At 29.6% G+C, this 18,429-nt stretch carries 14 protein-coding genes; 6 read left to right on the forward strand and 8 right to left on the reverse strand.

Annotation, left to right across the window (positions count from 1 at the left end):
- Positions 1 to 10: 10 nt before the first annotated feature.
- The 3 genes from modB to BHW04_RS12270 all read left to right on the forward strand — a co-directional run bounded on the left by modB (position 11) and on the right by BHW04_RS12270 (position 2,212).
- A complete protein-coding gene (gene modB, locus BHW04_RS02175; RefSeq protein WP_186834915.1) occupies positions 11 to 688 on the forward strand; it encodes a molybdate ABC transporter permease subunit in 678 nt (225 codons plus the stop codon).
- Entirely contained in the window at positions 689 to 1,729 is a 1,041-nt protein-coding gene (locus tag BHW04_RS02180; RefSeq protein WP_186834916.1) for a sulfate/molybdate ABC transporter ATP-binding protein, read from the forward strand.
- Positions 1,730 to 1,795: 66 nt separating this feature from the next.
- Positions 1,796 to 2,212, forward strand: coding sequence for a TOBE domain-containing protein (locus tag BHW04_RS12270; RefSeq protein ID WP_302698710.1), 417 nt, complete (start codon positions 1,796 to 1,798; stop codon positions 2,210 to 2,212).
- A gap of 92 nt (positions 2,213 to 2,304) precedes the next feature.
- Here BHW04_RS12270 and BHW04_RS02190 read toward each other — a convergent pair whose 3' ends face one another.
- The 6 genes from BHW04_RS02190 to BHW04_RS02215 form a co-directional block, all read right to left on the reverse strand.
- Positions 2,305 to 2,484, reverse strand: coding sequence for an LPXTG cell wall anchor domain-containing protein (locus BHW04_RS02190; RefSeq protein WP_186835416.1), 180 nt, complete (start codon positions 2,482 to 2,484; stop codon positions 2,305 to 2,307).
- Positions 2,450 to 6,085 (reverse strand): glycosyl hydrolase 53 family protein, encoded by a 3,636-nt coding sequence (locus BHW04_RS02195; protein ID WP_302698712.1) that lies wholly within the window; start codon positions 6,083 to 6,085, stop codon positions 2,450 to 2,452. Before BHW04_RS02195 ends, BHW04_RS02190 begins: the two co-directional genes overlap by 35 nt.
- Positions 6,086 to 6,112: 27 nt before the next feature.
- Positions 6,113 to 8,179: a beta-galactosidase gene (locus tag BHW04_RS02200; RefSeq protein ID WP_302698713.1), complete on the reverse strand. Its 2,067-nt coding sequence runs from the start codon at positions 8,177 to 8,179 to the stop codon at positions 6,113 to 6,115.
- 171 nt (positions 8,180 to 8,350) lie between these two features.
- Positions 8,351 to 9,901, reverse strand: coding sequence for an ABC transporter substrate-binding protein (locus tag BHW04_RS02205; protein ID WP_302698714.1), 1,551 nt, complete (start codon positions 9,899 to 9,901; stop codon positions 8,351 to 8,353).
- Between the two features lie 44 nt (positions 9,902 to 9,945).
- Positions 9,946 to 10,836, reverse strand: coding sequence for a carbohydrate ABC transporter permease (locus BHW04_RS02210; protein ID WP_022211554.1), 891 nt, complete (start codon positions 10,834 to 10,836; stop codon positions 9,946 to 9,948).
- A gap of 13 nt (positions 10,837 to 10,849) precedes the next feature.
- A complete protein-coding gene (locus BHW04_RS02215; RefSeq protein ID WP_022211553.1) occupies positions 10,850 to 11,830 on the reverse strand; it encodes an ABC transporter permease in 981 nt (326 codons plus the stop codon).
- 191 nt (positions 11,831 to 12,021) lie between these two features.
- On the opposite strand from BHW04_RS02215, the gene BHW04_RS02220 reads away from it, so the two are divergent.
- From BHW04_RS02220 to BHW04_RS02230, 3 genes are read left to right on the forward strand one after another with little or no spacing between them, the layout of a single operon-like run.
- Positions 12,022 to 13,560 carry a response regulator gene (locus tag BHW04_RS02220; protein ID WP_302622977.1) on the forward strand — a complete coding sequence of 513 codons (1,539 nt, stop codon included), beginning with the start codon at positions 12,022 to 12,024 and terminating at the stop codon, positions 13,558 to 13,560.
- Complete coding sequence (locus BHW04_RS02225; protein WP_302698716.1) at positions 13,560 to 15,326, forward strand: sensor histidine kinase; 1,767 nt, start codon at positions 13,560 to 13,562, stop codon at positions 15,324 to 15,326. The genes BHW04_RS02220 and BHW04_RS02225 overlap by 1 nt, the downstream gene beginning before the upstream one ends.
- A 22-nt stretch (positions 15,327 to 15,348) precedes the next feature.
- The gene (locus BHW04_RS02230) at positions 15,349 to 16,032 is read left to right on the forward strand and encodes a DUF624 domain-containing protein (RefSeq protein WP_302698718.1); all 684 of its coding nucleotides are present in this window, start codon (positions 15,349 to 15,351) and stop codon (positions 16,030 to 16,032) included.
- Positions 16,033 to 16,148: 116 nt separating this feature from the next.
- On the opposite strand, the gene BHW04_RS02235 is transcribed toward BHW04_RS02230, so the two are convergent.
- The gene (locus BHW04_RS02235) at positions 16,149 to 17,120 is read right to left on the reverse strand and encodes a sodium:calcium antiporter (RefSeq protein WP_022211549.1); all 972 of its coding nucleotides are present in this window, start codon (positions 17,118 to 17,120) and stop codon (positions 16,149 to 16,151) included.
- 219 nt (positions 17,121 to 17,339) lie between these two features.
- Positions 17,340 to 18,410 (reverse strand): glycosyltransferase, encoded by a 1,071-nt coding sequence (locus BHW04_RS02240; protein ID WP_022211548.1) that lies wholly within the window; start codon positions 18,408 to 18,410, stop codon positions 17,340 to 17,342.
- Between the last annotated feature and the right edge of the window lie 19 nt (positions 18,411 to 18,429).

Below are 18,429 nucleotides of genomic sequence, written 5' to 3' on the forward strand. Positions count from 1 at the left end.
GTATGATGCTATGAATTTTTCACCTTTATGGATATCAATAAAAACATCCTTGCTAGCTACACTAATTACCTTTATCTTAGGTATATCAGTATCCTACTTAGTCGTTAATTACAAAGGAAGGCTTAAGGGATTTATTGATGGCATCTTTACCCTTCCTCTGATTTTACCACCAACAGTCTTGGGATTTTTCTTATTGCTTATTTGTGGAAAGAATGGTCCTGTTGGAAAACTATTAAAGCTTTTTGATACTAATATAATTTTCTCATGGAGTGCTACTGTCATCGCAGCAACTGTCGTTGCTTTTCCCATGATGTATAGGACTACTCGTTCCTCTTTTGAACAAATAGACCCTAATATTCTATCTGCTGCTAGGACTTTAGGTTTAAGTGAATTTAAAATCTTTTATAAAATAGCTATTCCTCTTGCCTGGCCTGGTATAATTGCAGGTTTAGTATTATCTTTTGCTAGAGCAATGGGAGAATTTGGCGCCACGTTGATGATTGCTGGTAATATTCCTGGTAAGACTCAAACTATGCCTCTAGCTATATTCTTTGCAGTAGAAAGTGGCAATATGTCTACTGCACTTAAATGGGTAGCCATAATTGTTTTTATTTCCTTTATTATGATAATGATCTTAAATTACTGGTCTGAACATAACTTAAAAATTACTGGGAAGAGAGGAAGATAAATGTCTCTAGAAATTAGTATAGAAAAAGACCTTGGCACATTCAAACTAAAAACAAGTTTCAATAATAATTGTGGTTCTCTAGGATTCTTAGGTGAATCTGGCTCTGGAAAAAGCATGTGCTTAAAATGTATTGCAGGTTTAGAGAGCCCTGATAAAGGCAAAATTATTATCAATGATAAAATCTTATTTGACTCTGAAAAAAAAATTAATATTCCACCACAAGAAAGAAAAATAGGATATTTATTTCAAAATTACGCTTTATTTCCTAATATGACTATAGAAGAAAATTTAAGCATAGCCTTAAAAAACTTATCTAAGCAGGAAAAGAAAAATCTTTGTAATGAATACATAGAAAAATTTCATTTAACTGGATTAAATAAAAGATATCCATGGCAACTATCAGGTGGACAACAACAAAGAGTTGCCTTGGCAAGAGCTTTAATAACATCACCAGAAATATTACTGCTAGATGAACCTTTTTCCGCCTTAGATCATCATCTTCGCCATAGCATGGAAAAAGAGCTTCTAAATACTTTGAAGGATTATAGTGGTGACATTATATTTGTTACCCATGATATAGAAGAATGTTATCGAGTATGTTCAAATATACTTGTCTTCAATAAAGGAATTGCTTTAAACAAAAGAGATAAAGATGATTTATTTAACTTCCCTAAATCTCTTGTTGAAGCAAAACTAACAGGTTGCAAAAATATTTCAAAGGTAAAGAAAATTTCTGATAATAAAGTTTACGCCATTGACTGGGGCTATGAGTTTATTTTAAACCATGAAGTACCAGAAAACATTGACTATATGGGCATACGTTCTCACAATATATTGGTAGCTGATGTTAATAGCTCTGTAAATGTATTTACTTTTCAAGTATCAGATATCTTAGAGAATCCATTTGATATTACTATTTCATTAAATTCTCCTCTTGCTACTGGCAACATCAACATAAAATTAAAGAAAGAAAACTTTGATTTAAAGATAGGTAGTATGATAAAACTTGAATTTCCTAAAGAACATATATTTTTCTTTTAAATAATTGTTTTATTATTCCATATTATGTATAATTATCATATAAAACTTGTGTGAGGAGATATGGAAATGAAATTAAGTGCAAGAAATAAATTTATTGGTAAGGTTACAGATGTTACTAGAGGGGCTGTTAATGGTATTGTAAAAGTAGAACTTTCTAATGGACAACATCTTACATCATCAATTACTTTAGAATCTATTGATGATTTAGATATAACTGTGGGAAAAGAAGTAACAGCTGTCATTAAAGCTACATCAGTATTAATTGGTAGAGGCCACTTAACATTAAGTGCACGAAACAAGCTTTCTGGTACAATTATTGATATTAATAGAGGTGCTGTTAATGCCATTGTAAAAGTAGAGCTTCCTTCAAAGGTAGTCATTACATCTTCAATAACTCTTGAAGCTGTAGATGAACTTGATTTAACTGTTGGTACTGAAGCTACTGCCATAATAAAGGCAACAGATGTATTACTAATGGCATAAAAAAACATATATTGCAGTTTTTAGAACTATAGATAATTTTATGTAATAAAAAAGGTGTCATGTCAAAGTTTATTTGACACGATACCTTTTACTTATGCCTTCTTTCTTTTTTTAAGAAAGGTTGTTCCAATAATTACTGCTGCAAATGATATAAATATTAATCCACTTTCTTTTCCTGTTGTAGGAAGTTTACCAGTGCCTTTATCCTTTTCTGTTGACTCTTCTTTTCTTATATTATCATTTATAGTAAGATTTTTTTTTAGTGTCTTCAATTACTGGATTTTGATCTTTATCATCTTCTTCATCTTTACTAGAATCTCCTATGCTGTCATCATCCTCTATTTCATCATCAACATCCGGCTCTATTATTTTTTCTACTAAAGATTTTATTGCTTCATCAAGTTTTAATATTGCCTTATCTACAGCTTCCTGCATAGCATTTTCATCTGCTTCAATATTTAATGCCTTATATAATTCATCTTTTAAAACAATAGAGCTTTCTTCTGTATATTTTGATAAATCAATACTTTTTACTTCTTCTATCTTTGCTGATAATACTTCTTTATTAGCTTTAAAAATAAGATTATCTTTAGCATTATTTAAGTTTCTTTCTGCTTCATTTATTTTATCTTGTTTAACATTTACTTCTACTAAAGAATCTTTAGCCTCATTTAAAGCTTCTTTAAAAATATTCCATGAATTTGGAGTGTAATTTTCTTCTATTAAAGTTTCATATTCTTTGATAGTTTTTTCTAAGTTTTCATAATCTATAGCCGTAATAAAGTTTAATTGTACTGAATCGATTAGTACCCAACATCCTGATTTTGCATCAAAATCAAAGCCTATTTCAATAGTTTCATTTTTTATCCATACTTCCATAGATACTTTTGTCCAATAAGTTGTTTTTGGTAATTCAAATTCAGCTATATTTTCTCCATCCTTTATATACATATTAGCTTTATTTTGATTTCCACCATTATATACATATGCTGAAAGCTCATATTTTCCATCAATAATGCCTGCAACTTCTTGACTTACCTTAGCAATGTATGGCTTATCATTCCATAATGATAAAGCATACTTTCCTGATGGTGCATCATTATCACCTTTACTCCTATCTTGTGCTGATGCTGAATTATTCTCATCTATTACAGTCCAACCATCTAAATTACCCAAATCAAAATCACCATTATTAATGCTTATCTTACTAGAAAGCCTCATAATAACTTCACTAGCTTTGCTAGGTAATACTTGAAGATCAATTATTTTATTATCACCGTATCCATCTTTTTTAGCTGATACAGTATAGCCATCTCCATCAATAACTTCATCAACTACAAAGTATCCATTTTCATCTGTTATAGTATTAAATTTTTCTTCATTCTTCAAACTAATAGATATTTCCACATCAGATAGCCTGTTATTATTAGAGTCTACTGCTACTCCTATAATTTTCCCAAAAGCTTTATTCAAAATAATATCTTCAATAGATATTACCTCTTCAGCTTTTACCATTAAATCTTTCATTACAAATGTTTCATATCCAGCTTTACTTATAGTCATTGTATAGTTACCTTCATTGACATAAGAAATCTCAAAACTTCCATCTTCCTTACTGTTAGCTGTATACTTAAATCCATTATGACCCTCTAAAGATATTGTTGTATCCACCACTACTTTACCATCTTCATCAATAACTCTTCCACTTAAAGATGCTGAATTTACTAATAATGTGAAATTAACATCTTTGGTTACTATTCCATTAACTATGTCTATATCTTCACAAGTAGCATCTGCATACCCTTCCTTAGTTGCGTATATTGTATATCCTTTTCCTTCTGGAATATCGCTTAAAGTGTAACTGCCATCATCACTTGTAAATGTAGAGAATTCAGCTCCATCTAATATACTATATACCTTCACACCTTCTAAAGCATTTCCTTTATTGTCAATTACTTTTCCTATTATTTTTCCACTTCCTACTTCAAGTTTAACTTTTGATACTTCACCAATCTTTATTTCAGTAATTGCTTGTGCATCGCCATAGCCATTTTTACTTACAGAAATCTTCACTTCATTACATGGTGATAAATTCACCATAAAGAAGTTTCCATATTTATCAGTTTTTCTAATATATTTTTCTCCATTTATTTCAATTACTACATTTGCATTAGTAATCTTATTTCCACCTGTTCCTACAACAGTTCCTGATAACATTCCTGTGGTGTATCCTTCCGTGTTATCTCTAAAAGATTTTAATGCCCTTAGTGCATATCCATCAAAATCAAATAAAGTAGTATTAGAAACCACATTGCTTGCAGCTTTATCCTCACTACCATCTTCTGCCTGACCTCTTTCCATAGCCCAACCAATACCTTCGTGATCTATCATAACTGGATCCCAGTACAAATCACCAATTATCCAGTTCTTTTCAGAAGTTCTTATACCATTAAATAATTCATCTAAGAACTCCTTTTGCCCTTGAGGAGAAGATTGGTGACTTTCAGGTCCATTATCAGCAAGTTGTCCTGGATATCCATCTGGTTTTGTAGGATTCCAATTATATCCTGTTTCTAAAATTAATATTGGTTTTTGATACTTTTCACCTAAATCATTAAACCATGGTATTATTTCCTCCACTGTCTTTTTAGTCCAGAAAGGATAATATGAACTTCCTATAACATCATAATTAACATTATATTTTTCACAATTATCTAGGAAAGTAACATACTTGTTAGTATTTCCAGCCATATCTAAATGTACTGCCACTGCAGTATTGGTTGATACTTCCTTTACAGCTCTATAACCAGCATTTAAGAATTTAGCAAGATTTTCAAAGTTGACAGTGCTTCCATAAGGATATAATATTCCATTTTGCATTTCATTGCCTAAAGAAATAAATTCAGGAGTTGTTCCCTGATCTGCTAACTTTCTCATGATGTCTTTTGTATAATCATAAATAAGCTCTTCTAATTTTGCTACAGATTCTTCTTCATTTAATCCTTCAATTTCACTGCGCCAAGAGGAAGGTATCTCCTGTGTTCCTGCATTAGGCCACCAATCACTATAATTAAGAGTAACTTCAATCTGCATACCCATTTCTTTAGATCTTAATGCTAAATCAAGAAGATCTTCTGTATTTTGATATCCATCTGGTAGATAATAATCTGGATTTGTTATTGAACCATGTTCTCTTCCCACATCATTATGTGTTCTAAGCCTTACAAAATTGAAGCCATTTTCAGCTAAAATATGAAAAACATCTCTAGCTTCTCCTTCTTCATCATAAAAAACAGCACCTTCATCTTCTAGCCAATTTACCATTGTTAGGTCTCCACCTTTAAGAAAAGTATACTTATTTTCATCATTAGCTATGGTAATACAGTCATAATTTGACCAATTACCAGCATTACCTTTAGAATAAAATCCTAAAGTAACTTGATTATTAGTTACTTCAAAATTTAGTACTACTTTTCTGAAATCATCACTGACAGGGATACTGGTTTTGGCACCAGTACCTCCAAAATCATTAGCATAAATATAATGTTCTTCTTGTCCGCCTCCACTAGCAGTATATGCTTCTACTCTATAATAACCATTTTCTAATCCTGTTATAGTTTGTTCTGTCCACACTTCATAATTATCTGAACTCCAATACCCCAAACTAGATGAATCATCATACCCCCATGAATTCTTCCAGTTGGCAGCATTAGTATTACCTTTAACAGTCCATCCATCAAGAGAACTTTTAAAACTATAATTAGTTATTACATCTTTTTCTGCAGACTCAGGTGATACTGTGTACATACCTAAAGAAAACATAGTAACTACTGCTGTAGATATAACTCTATTAAATGAAGACTTCTTTTCCAAAATTTTATCCCCCTTATACCTTAAATTCTAAACATTAGTTTTTAAAACCATCACTTTATACTTATCTAATTTAACTTCTCCTCTTACTTTACTACCACTTAGTAAATCTAAATACTCCTTATCTAGATTTACTGATTTTTCTTCCTCACTGAAGTTCATTAAAAAGATATATTTATTTTCTTCATCTTCTCTCAACTCAGCATTTACACCTAATGGAAGTTCAATATTGATGGCTCTCCTAAGTTCTAATTCATCAATTATACTACCAAAGAACTTAGTATCAAAATCATTAAATGTTCTTGCTGCTACATAATATGCATTACCATTTCCATACCTATTACGAGTTAAAGCAGGCATTCCTTTATAATAATCAGTGGTATACCTTGCTAAAACTTCTGCATTTTCAGCATGTATTACATCACAGTAATCTTTAACCTTATACTCTTTACCTTCATATTCAATATAATTTACATCAGTATCGTATAATGTATCTATTTCTTCTGCCCATATACCAGTGACCTCTCTTAATGGTCCTGGGAATCCTCCTAAGAAGCAAAGATCATTTTCATTAACTATTCCACTAAAATAAGTAGTTACAAAATTACCACCATTTCTTACAAAGTCATTTATTCTTTCTGCAACTCCTGGCTTAACCATATATAACATTGGTGCAATCACTAACTTATATTTACTAAAATCTGCATCCATAGTTATTACATCTACTGGAATTCCCTTTCTCCAGAATACTCTGTAATATTCTTCACAGCTTTCAATATAACCTTTATTTTCATTATTTAATGCTTGGCAATCATCTATTGCCCATCTATTTTCCCAATCAAAAATTATTGCTACTTCTGCATCTACACTTGTTCCACATACTTCATTGATTTTTTTTAAGCTTTCTCCAACTTCTGTTACTTCTCTAAATACTCTTGTATTTTCATGTCCACAATGGTCAACTACTGCACCATGAAATTTTTCAGAACTTCCTCTTCCTTTTCTCCATTGGAAATATTGTACTGAATCTGCTCCATGAGCTACTCCTTGTAATGATGATAAAAGGTGCATTCCTGGTCTCTTACCTTTATTAATCTTATGCCAATTTACTAAGCTTGGTGTACTCTCCATAATCAAGAATGGTTGTCCACCTTTCAATGATCTATATACATCATGAACAAAACCAACATTAGAAGCTAATTCTTCCGTAGTTTCCCAATTGTTATGCCAAGCTGGATATTCATCCCATGATACTATGTCAACTTCTTTAGCAAAATCACCATAATTTATTCCACCAAATAAGCCCATTCTAGGGTAATCACCCATAAAATTAGTTGTTACAGGTATATTAGGCGTTATTTCTCTAATTGGAGCTATTTCACTTTTATAGAAATCAATATGCATATCACTAACAAATCTTCGCCAATCTAAATTATGTCCATGAACTTGCATTTCTCCAAGTGGTGATGGACTTTCAATCTGACTCCAACTATTGAATTTATGACTCCAAAACCCTGTCCACCATGCTGAATTTAATTCATCTAAATTGTTATGATATTTTTCCTTAAGCCAATTTCTAAAACGTTCTTGGCATAATTCACAGTGACAATCTCCACCAAGTTCATTAGAAATATGCCATAAGATAAGTCCTGGATGATTCTTATATCTTTCAGCTAGCTTTCTATTTAATTCTGAAGTCTTTTGTCTATATACTGGTGATGTATAACAATGATTGTGCCTTTGTCCATGAAGGTTTTTAGTTCTATCTGCATTTACTCTTAAAACTTCTGGATACTTTTCTGACATCCATGCTGGTCTTGCTCCACTTGGTGTTGCAAGTATTATGTTTACTCCTGCTTTATATAAATCATCCATTATATTATCAAGCCATTCGAATTCATATTTTCCTTCTTCAGGCTCTATGGCACTCCAGCCAAAAATATTAATAGCAGCACAATTTATGTGTGCTAACTTCATAAGCCTTACATCTTCCTTTATTATTTCAGGATACTCAAGCCATTGATCTGGATTGTAGTCTCCTCCATGTAAAAATTCTTTTCCTATTATATTATTAAATAAATCATATCTTTTTGTCATAAATTTTCTCCTTTTATTCTCTGGTAACGAATACATTTTTAGTTTTAAAAAGTATATTTTTAAAATTGAAAGTTGGAACCCCACTTTAAAGAGGCTCCAAGGAAATATATATAATTAAAACATCATGATAATTTATAAGTTTAAATTATTCATTGTTTATAATATTGTGTCTTACTCATTATAAGATTTTAAGAATTCTTCAACTTGTGCTTTACATTCTTCCGTAATCTTATCTAATCCAGCTTCTTTTAATTTAGTTTTATATTCTGCTATAGCTTCATTAACATCACTTACCATTCCTAAGTCTATTGGAACACCATATTGAGTAACTACATTACCAACAGCACTCATTTCATTTTTCACCTTTGAATCATCAAATGTAAAAGCTGTAAGTGGATTATCTACTGTATCATTTTCTTTCCACTTATTAATAGTTTCTTGAACTATTTCTGGTTCAGTAGATGAAGTCATAGCATACTTAGATGAATACCATCCCCATGGACATACTTCTTCAGCTGGGTAATTTGAAGCATTTTCTGTTGGTGTATAATATTGGTTACCATCAGTTGTATAGTGCTTTCCTTCTACCCCATACCAAGTAAGTTTATTGATTTCTTCATTAGATCTTAATAATTCTATTGCCATTAATGCTCTTTCTGGATTTTTTGAACTAGCATTTATAGCCATACCACCATTTGTATATGGTTGAACAGTTTTAGATATACCTTCTGATAAATCAATTAATTGAGTATTCCACTCAGGATGAACATTATTCATTTCTGTAACGCTATTTGCAACTGATCCTAAATTCCAAACCATTACAGCTGTCTTTCCTGCTTCAAAATCATCATCTCTAGTAGCTTTACTTGATATTGAGTCAGCAGCCCAATATCCTTTATCAGCAAACTCCTTCATTTTAGTTGCATATTCTAAATACTCATCAGTATCAACAAAGGCAAACACCTCTCCTGAATTATCATTTACATCAAATCCTAAAGTTGGAGTTGGAGCTCCTGATATAGTATTAAATCCATATCTTTCAAGCATGTATGGCCATTGAAGATTTTGTCCTCCACCATTTGCTATTACTTTTATACCATTGGAGCTTTCACCTGTTGCTACAGCATCCATAAATTTTTCTAATTGATCATAAGAAGTTATTGAGTCAAATCCATATTTGGCCATTAAGTCTCCTCTAACACCAAATACATTTATTCCATATTCACTCTTATCATTTGGAACCATATATACTTTTCCATCTATTTTAGCTTGGCTCCACCCCTCTTCCGGTTCACTTGCATAAATATTTGGTGCATATTCTTGAAGCATCTCATCTGATAATTCTAAGAAACCGTTTTTAGTTGCCACTTGACTATAATATCCCCATCCTGAAGCTGTAAATATTAAATCAAAATCTTCACCTGATTGGAATAATAATTGATATTTTGTTGCTAAATCTGACCATGGAATAAAATTTACTTGTAAAGTTGCATTTATTTCTTCTTTCATTATTGAATTTACTTTGTCATATACTTCATCGAAGTCTGCTGGTTTATCACCTATTAAATACATCTTTAATGTTACTTCTTTATCTGTTGATACACCAGATGCTAGTGTTCCTGCTGTTCCTGAAGAACTTGATCCACAACCTACCATCATTGTTCCTGCCATTAATGTACTTAGTGCTATAGCAGACATTCTTTTTACTAAATTTCTTTTCATCTCTTTTCCTCTCCTTACCATAAGAATTACTATCTATTGTTTTATCAGCCCTTTACAGCTCCAATTGTCACACCACTTACAAAATACTTTTGAATAAATGGATAAACTAATATTATTGGTCCTGTAACAATTACTGTAAGTGCCATCTTTAACGATTCACTTGGCATTTCAATTGCTCCTGATACTGCTGAACTATTTTGTGCTAGTATCGTCTTGTAAGCTTCAATATTATTAACTATTTTATATAAATAGTATTGAAGTGAATATAAATTTTCATTATTTATAAATAACATTGAATTATACCAGTCATTCCAATATCCTAAAGCTATTAAAAGACCTACTGTTGCTAATGCTGGTTTAATTAATGGTAGTATAATCTTCACAAATATTGTAAAGTCCCCTGCACCATCAATCTTAGCTGATTCTGTTAAAGCTTGTGGAATTCCTCCAATATAACTTTTCATAAGTATTATATTGAAAACACTAAGCATTGGTGGTATTAATAAAGAAAGATAAGTATCTTTTAACCCTAAATATTTAACCATTAAAATGTACCATGGTACTAATCCACCATTAAATAATGTTGTAAAGTAGAAGTAAAATGAAAATTTATTTCTCCACTTAAAATCTTTTCTTTGTAAAACATAAGCTGTCATTGCCACTATAAATAATCCACAAGCAGTACCAATTATAGTAAGACTTATAGTTATCCCATAGGCTCTTAAAATTGCCATTGGTTCCTTTAATGCAGTTCCATATGCACTAAGTGATAATTTACTTGGTAAAAGTGAGAAACCATTAGCGATGATTTCTTTTTCATCTGTAATTGACCCCATAACTACAATAAGAAATGGAATAAAACAAAACAGTGCAATTAAAGTAACTACTGTATAACTTAATATATTAAACGCTTTTATATCCTTTGACTTTTTCATCAAACATCACCTCCTAGAATAATGAATAATCTTTATCATATGATTTAACAATCTTATTAGTAATAATAATTGTTATGAAACAGAATATTGATTGATAAAGACCTGCAGCTGCTGACATTCCAACTTCTCCTGATTGTATCAGTGATCTAAAAGTAAATGTATCTATAACATCTGTAATTGGGAATAATGGTCCATTATTTCCTACCAGTTGATAGAACATTTGGAAATCCCCTCTGAAGATATTACCTATTGATAATAATGTTAAAATTATTAACGTTGGAACAAGACAAGGTATTGTTACCTTAAATATTCTTTGGAATATGTTTGCTCCATCTATTTGTGCTGCTTCATAGATTTCTTGGTCAATTCCCATTATAGCTGCTAAATATAATACTGTTCCATACCCAACATTTTTCCATGCACAGAAAGCAGTAATTATTATTGGCCATACCCACTTAGTCCCATAAAAATTGATACTTTCCATACCTAATTTATTTAAAATTGTGTTTACTGTACCATAATCAACATTTAAGAAATTATAAGCAATCATTCCCACAACTACCCAAGAGATAAAATATGGTAAAAACATTGCTGTTTGTGTAACTTTTTTGAAATACTTGCCTCCAATTTCAGATATAAATATAGCAAGTCCCATCTGTAATACTGTATTTACTACTATAAATCCTACATTATATAGAATTGTATTTCTAGTTACTGTCCATGCTTGTCCAGATTTAAAGAAATATTCAAAGTTACTGAAACCTACCCATGGACTTCCAAAAATACCTTCCCTAAAATTATAACTTTTAAATGCTACTATTGCCCCACTCATTGGCAAATAACTGAAAATAAAGAAGTACAAAAATGCAGGAATAAGCATCATAAGTAAAACTCTATTCTTTCTTAATGCTCTAGTAAATGATGACTCTTGCTTTATTCCTGCAGTCGAAATCTTATCATCACTAAAAACATTGTTCTCAATTTGATTTTCCATCGTCAATCCCCCTTATTATACTAAATAATAACATCTTATAAAAGATGTAATTATGGTAAAATTCTTTGATTATAGTAAAATATTTTTATTTTAAACATTTACATAAATAAATTATCTCATTTTTACCTTTTTATTGAAATATATTCTTTTTTAATGTTATACTTTTATATGATATCTAATGGAGGTGGATTATGATTAAAATACTTATTGCAGATGACGAAAGATTTACTAGACAAGGTATCCTAGATATGGTTGACTGGGACAAGCTTAATGTAAGCGAAGTAAAGGAGGCTTATGATGGTATTAATGCTCTAGAAATATTAAAAGATTTTGAACCAAACATACTTCTGACAGATGTTCGTATGCCTAGACTAAATGGCATAGATTTAGCCTTTAAAACAAGGGAGCTTTATCCTAACTGCATGATACTCTTTATGAGTGGTTATTCAGATAAAGAATATTTAAAATCTGCTATTAAGCTAAAAGCTATCAATTACGTTGAAAAACCTATTGAAATTGAAGAATTGGAGGAAAATTTAAATAATGCTATCCTTGAATTTGTAAAAAATACTACTATTCATAATAGCATTGAACATACTATTGCCAATGAAATATCATCTATAGATAATTCTGTAGCAGTTAAATCCATAATAAGTTCTTACTTTCCTAAAGATTTCAATGACAAATTAGTTGATGGCCATTATGTAAGCGTTTTAATAAAGATTTACAAAAATATTCCAAACAAGTATTTGTTTATAGATAAAATTCGTGAAATTATTCATGATTGTGGATTAGAAGGCTTTGTTTCAATGCAAAATGAACAAGATATAGTATTACAGATTTTTTTCTCAAAGAATATTAAATCAATACATAATTCAAATGTTTTCCAAAGCTTTTTTGCTACTTTAGATGAATATATTAAAAATTATAGCCAATTTTATATATTTGTAGGCTCTATTGTTACCAATATTCAGGATATGCATAAATCATATGCATATGCTTCTTCATTAGACACTTTATCCTTTTTTAAAGATTATAATTCAGTGATTTATTTTGAAGAAATTCCTCATAAAACTTGTGCCACTATTGATTCTAATGCTTATTCAGATTTTAAGAGAAATTTGAATAATGAAGATAAACAAGCTGTCTTAAATGATATTAATAATATAACATCAGAATTTATGCTTAATTGTGGTACAGACATCAATGAAATAAAAAATGTATATAATAAATTTCTAATGCATATATTTAATTTCTGTCATAGTAGAAATATTAATCTTAATAATTCTGTAAATGAAAATACCAACTTTAATGCTATACTGCAATTTAATAATATCTTTGAAATAAAGCATTATTTATTAGAAATAATCAAAGATGTATTTTCATGTTTAAAGGAAAAAGATATCTATAATGAGCCAGCATTAAATATAATCAAATATATTAATGAACATTATAGTAGCTATGACTTGTCTTTAGAAGATATCAGTAAGAATACATTCTTAACACCTGCATATATATGCGTAATCTTCAAAGATTATACTGGAAAAACTGTTAATAAATATATAACTGAATATAGGATAATACAAGCTAAGGAACTGTTGAAGGATTCAAATATAAAAATGAATGATATTGCTTTAAAGGTTGGCTATAAAGATGGTAATTATTTTGCAAAGATATTCAAGAAAGAAACAGGCTATACCCCTTCAGAATATAGAAGGAAATTTTTATAATGAAATTACCACTGTTGCATAATATGAAATTATTTAAAAAATTTGTATTAACATATTGTATCCTTTTAATTATACCTGTTTTAATAATTTCTTCTTATGCCTATGCTAATCTTTCAAATATAATAACTGATAATTTCCTTAACTCAGCCAGTGAATCCTTTGAACAATCATTAGATTATATGAACTATACAGTTTATAAAATTTTTGATACATCTAACACCATAGTCGTAAACAATACAGTTACTGATATATTAACTCGTGATGTTGAATCTTATGCTTTAACTGATCAGATATATGATTTTTCTAACCTTCAATCGTACCTTTGCTCCTTTGAAAATAATCTGGATATAAAAAAAATAAATCTTTATATAAACGATAAATTTATTTATTCCAGCGAAAATGTGAATTTTTTTAAAGCTAGCTCTTTAAAAAAAACAAAGGCTGAAGATTGTATCGTAAGTACTAATGCAAGATTTATTTGGGGACCAATGTGGTATCTTAATGAAAACACTGTAAATGATACACTGTTTCTCCTTAAAAGTATCAAGAATCCTGATGATCTTTCAAAGGATATAGGCTTTATTAGGATTAATTTTAGAAAGAGCATAATTCAAGATATACTAGATAAAATTAGCCCTCTTGATGATGTTTTCAGCTTTGTAATTAATTCTGATAATAAAATAATAGCATCTTCAAGAGATTTAAAGGACTTATATGATAATTCCTCTATAAACTTAGAACTTATAAAAAATGCTGCACAATTATCTAATGAACTTATTACCTTTGATGATGGTAAATTTTATCTGCAAAGTGCTTCTATAGATAAAACTGATTGGTATATGGTAAATGTACTTTCCAAATCCAGTATATTATCTACTATTAAAATACAGCGTAATTACTTATTTATAATTGTGGTTTTAACAAGTATAATGGCAATAATCTTAGCTGCTTATTTTGTTAAGCTAATTAATAAAAGATTATTCCAAGTTATTGATGGCATGCGTCAAGTTCCCAATGGACAATTAAATAAATATATAGAAAATGATAGTTCAGATGAAGTTGGAGAACTTATTGATAATTATAATTATATGATCAGTAAAATGTCTGTACTTATAGATGAGCAATACAAACTAGGAAAAGAGGTTAAAAATGCAGAGCTAAAAGCATTGCAATCACAAATTAATCCACACTTCCTCTATAATACACTTGATATGATTAACTGGATGGCTTATAGAAATATGAATAAAGAAATAAGTATTGCTGTTAAAAACTTAGCTAAGTTTTATAAACTTTCATTAAATAAAGGAAAAGATATTGTTACTATAAAAGATGAAGTAGAACATTCTAAGCTTTACGTAAATCTACAGAATATGAGATATGACAATAGAATTACCCTAACAACTAGACTAGATGAAAACTTAATGAATTGCTCAATTCCTAAAATTACTTTTCAGCCTATAATAGAAAATTCCATTAATCATGGCATACTAGGAAGGGGCATGGAAAAAGGTTCTATACTTATCAGTGGCTATATATCTCAAAACAATCTTATAATTCAGATTTCCGATGATGGTATAGGTATTGAAAAGGAAGTGTTACCACTTATATTAAAAGAAAATAATTTACAGACAAAAGGTAGTGGCTATGGTTTAAAAAATATTAACCAGAGAATTAAAGTACTTTATGGTGAAAGCTACGGCTTATCCTTTACCAGCAACTATAGCTTTGGTACTACTGTAGAAATAACATTGCCTGTAATAATATAATTTTTAAAGAAAGGACTATATTATGAGTAAAAATAAAGATTTTTTTGATAAACCACTATTCACACTACCAAGTTATCTATTTTGGTTCTTACAAGGAGGTGCCTACTTCTTTATCACTAACATATTGCTAGTTTTATTTATAACAGCAACAGCTATTAATCCTGACTCCTTTAACTTAATAATTTTATTTATTTCCTTGATTCCATTAGGACCATCATTATCAGCCTTATCAGCTTCTACTTCTGAAATATTAAGAGAAAAATCAATTTCCTTCTCTTCGTATTTCTTTAAGTCATACAAAGATAATTTTGTAAGTAGCCTAAAACTTTGGCTTATAATACTTTTTCTGCTATCTCTTATGTTTGTGGATTTTCAATATTTCTTTTTAAACATGCCAAAATATGGCATACATGTTATATTTGAAATTCTTGCAATATATATAGCTCTTTTAATCCTATATGCTATTCCAATAAATTCTCGCTTTGAAATGAAAACAAAAGATATATTTATATTGTCATCATATTATATTATTAAAAAACTTCCTATAACTATCTTAAAATCTGCAATACTTGTGGGAAGTTTTTACTTAGTATCAAAGACTACATCACTACTTATAATAGTTTTGCCAAGCATAATATCCTTTATTTTTTCTTTCTATGATAATACTATATTTACTGATATAGAATGTAGTCAGAAAACTGCTTAAATATAATTGGGCTATAAAAAAGCCTTTGAAATCAAACAACCATATTAGTAAAAAAATTAATTATACCAAAAATCGCTGTAAGTTTAATACCTACAGCGATTTTTACACTTCCCTTTTTATACAATCATGAATAACAAGTAACTAACTATAATTCCAATAGATGGAATATATAAAATATATTTATTTTTTACTTTATCTTTAATCTTTAATACAGTTAACATTAACATTGTACTGATTATACCAAATATAACTAAGTTTCTTGTTTGACTTTCTGCAAAATCATAAACTGTTCCACCAATAAATAGCACATCAGATATAAAAATAATTAAGAAATTAAATAAATTGCTTCCTACAATATTTCCTACAGATACATTAAAATTGCCAATCTTAACAAGAGAAACACATGATGTAAGTTCTGGAAGCGAAGTTGCAATACCTAATAATAAAGCTCCTGCTAAGCTTGCACCTAAATTAAGTCTAGCTGCTATAATATCAGTAACATATGTAATTAATATACTTGATATTACTAATCCAATGCTCACTAAAATAAATCTTATAATTATTTGTTTTAATGAAAGTGATGTTGTTACAGCTGTTTCATCTTTAAATTCATCTGCTGTTCCACTATCATCATTGGACATAGTCTTTACTCCTAATGTATATAATACTAATATTATTATTGAAGTTATTGAAATTGTTACTACTTCAAAATTGACTATATTCAACATATTCAAAGCCACTGCTACATATATAGCAAGTGTAACCCATGCAGTATAGCTATGACTTTTAGATATATTAGACTTTTTAAAATTGCTTGTCCATAAAATAATAAGCATTGCTATAATGGTCATATTAAATAAATTGCTTCCTAAAATATTTCCCAAAGAAAGCCCAGGATTCTTTAACCATACTGTTGATGATAAACTTGTTAATAATTCTGGAAGTGATGTTACTGCTGATAACAAAACTCCACCTATAAATGCCCCTGATAATTTGGTGTTCTTATCTAATAAATCAACATATACAGATGCCTTAATAGATAATAATACTACCGCTATTGCTAGTGCTAAGTAAATTAAATAAATCATATAAATCCCTCCATTGCTTTGTCCCGCAAAAAAACGAGACTTACAGATAGCATGTCTCTAAACATACTATCTGTAAGTCTCGTTATTTAAGATAATACCAGACCATAAAGGCCATGATTGTTGATATTATCACAGTAATTCACTGCTAACTACTCCCCTACAGGACTTATTATATTGATTATATACTTAAAACAATATAATTTCAAGAAGTTTTTTATTTTATTTCACCTTATCTAAAAGATATTTCCTATTATTTATTACACTGCTATGATTAGGTACATATCTGGCTGCTAGTTCATTATATTCATTTGCTTTATTGAAATCACTTATCTTGCTATAACACACACATAATTGAAGAGCCGGTACCCACGTATACATAGCACTATTAACTAAGTTCAAACTTCCTGGTTTTGGCGGATTGTTTATGGCATTTTCATACCAAAAAACTGCTATTTCATATTTTTCCTTTTCATAAAATGTATAACCAATTCTACAGCAGAGATCACTAGATGGAATATCATACTGTAAGCCCTTAAACAAATACTCTTCTTCCTTATCCTTATAACCAATAAATCCATAGCATTCTGAAATCTTTATAAGAGCCTGTTTTATATCTTCAATCCACCCCTTTTTTGTATCTATAAAATCATTATATGCTTTTATAGCTTCCAAATAGTATTCATTATCATAAAGTTCATTACCATAATAAAATAAATCTCGTGGTGAAAATTCTTCATTTTTAAGTATCATCTTACGAAATATTTTTAAATTTCTATCGGTATATTCCTTATCTTTTAAATGATTTACAGCAATATCTGCATTTAAAGTATTTCCATAAACCTCTAAATATTCATGAACCTTTCCTATCCAAATATAATTATTTTCTCTTTTTACTATCCTATTTCGCCTCAAAGAAACTATTGGATTATTATTCTCATCTATTGATAATACATACAGCATTGATACTGCATCTACATTTCCATTCAAACTTTTCTTCAATAACTTTAGCTTCCGCTGATCTTCTTTTTCCAAAACATCATCGGCATCCAACCATAATATATAATCCATCCTTGCCTTGCTAAAAGCGAAGTTTCGAGCCTCTGCAAAATCATCTTGCCAAGGAAAATCATAAATATCTGCTTTATATTTTTTCACCTTATCTTTGGTACTATCTTGTGAACCAGTATCTACTATAATTATCTCATCTACTATATCAATTACTGTATTAAGACACCTCTCTATAACCTTTTCTTCATCTTTTACAATCATACATAAACTTATAGTACTCATTGATACCTCTTAAAATCTT

Source organism: Clostridium sp. 29_15 (assembly GCF_001916075.1).
Classification (GTDB): Bacteria; Bacillota; Clostridia; order Clostridiales; family Clostridiaceae; genus Clostridium; species Clostridium lentum.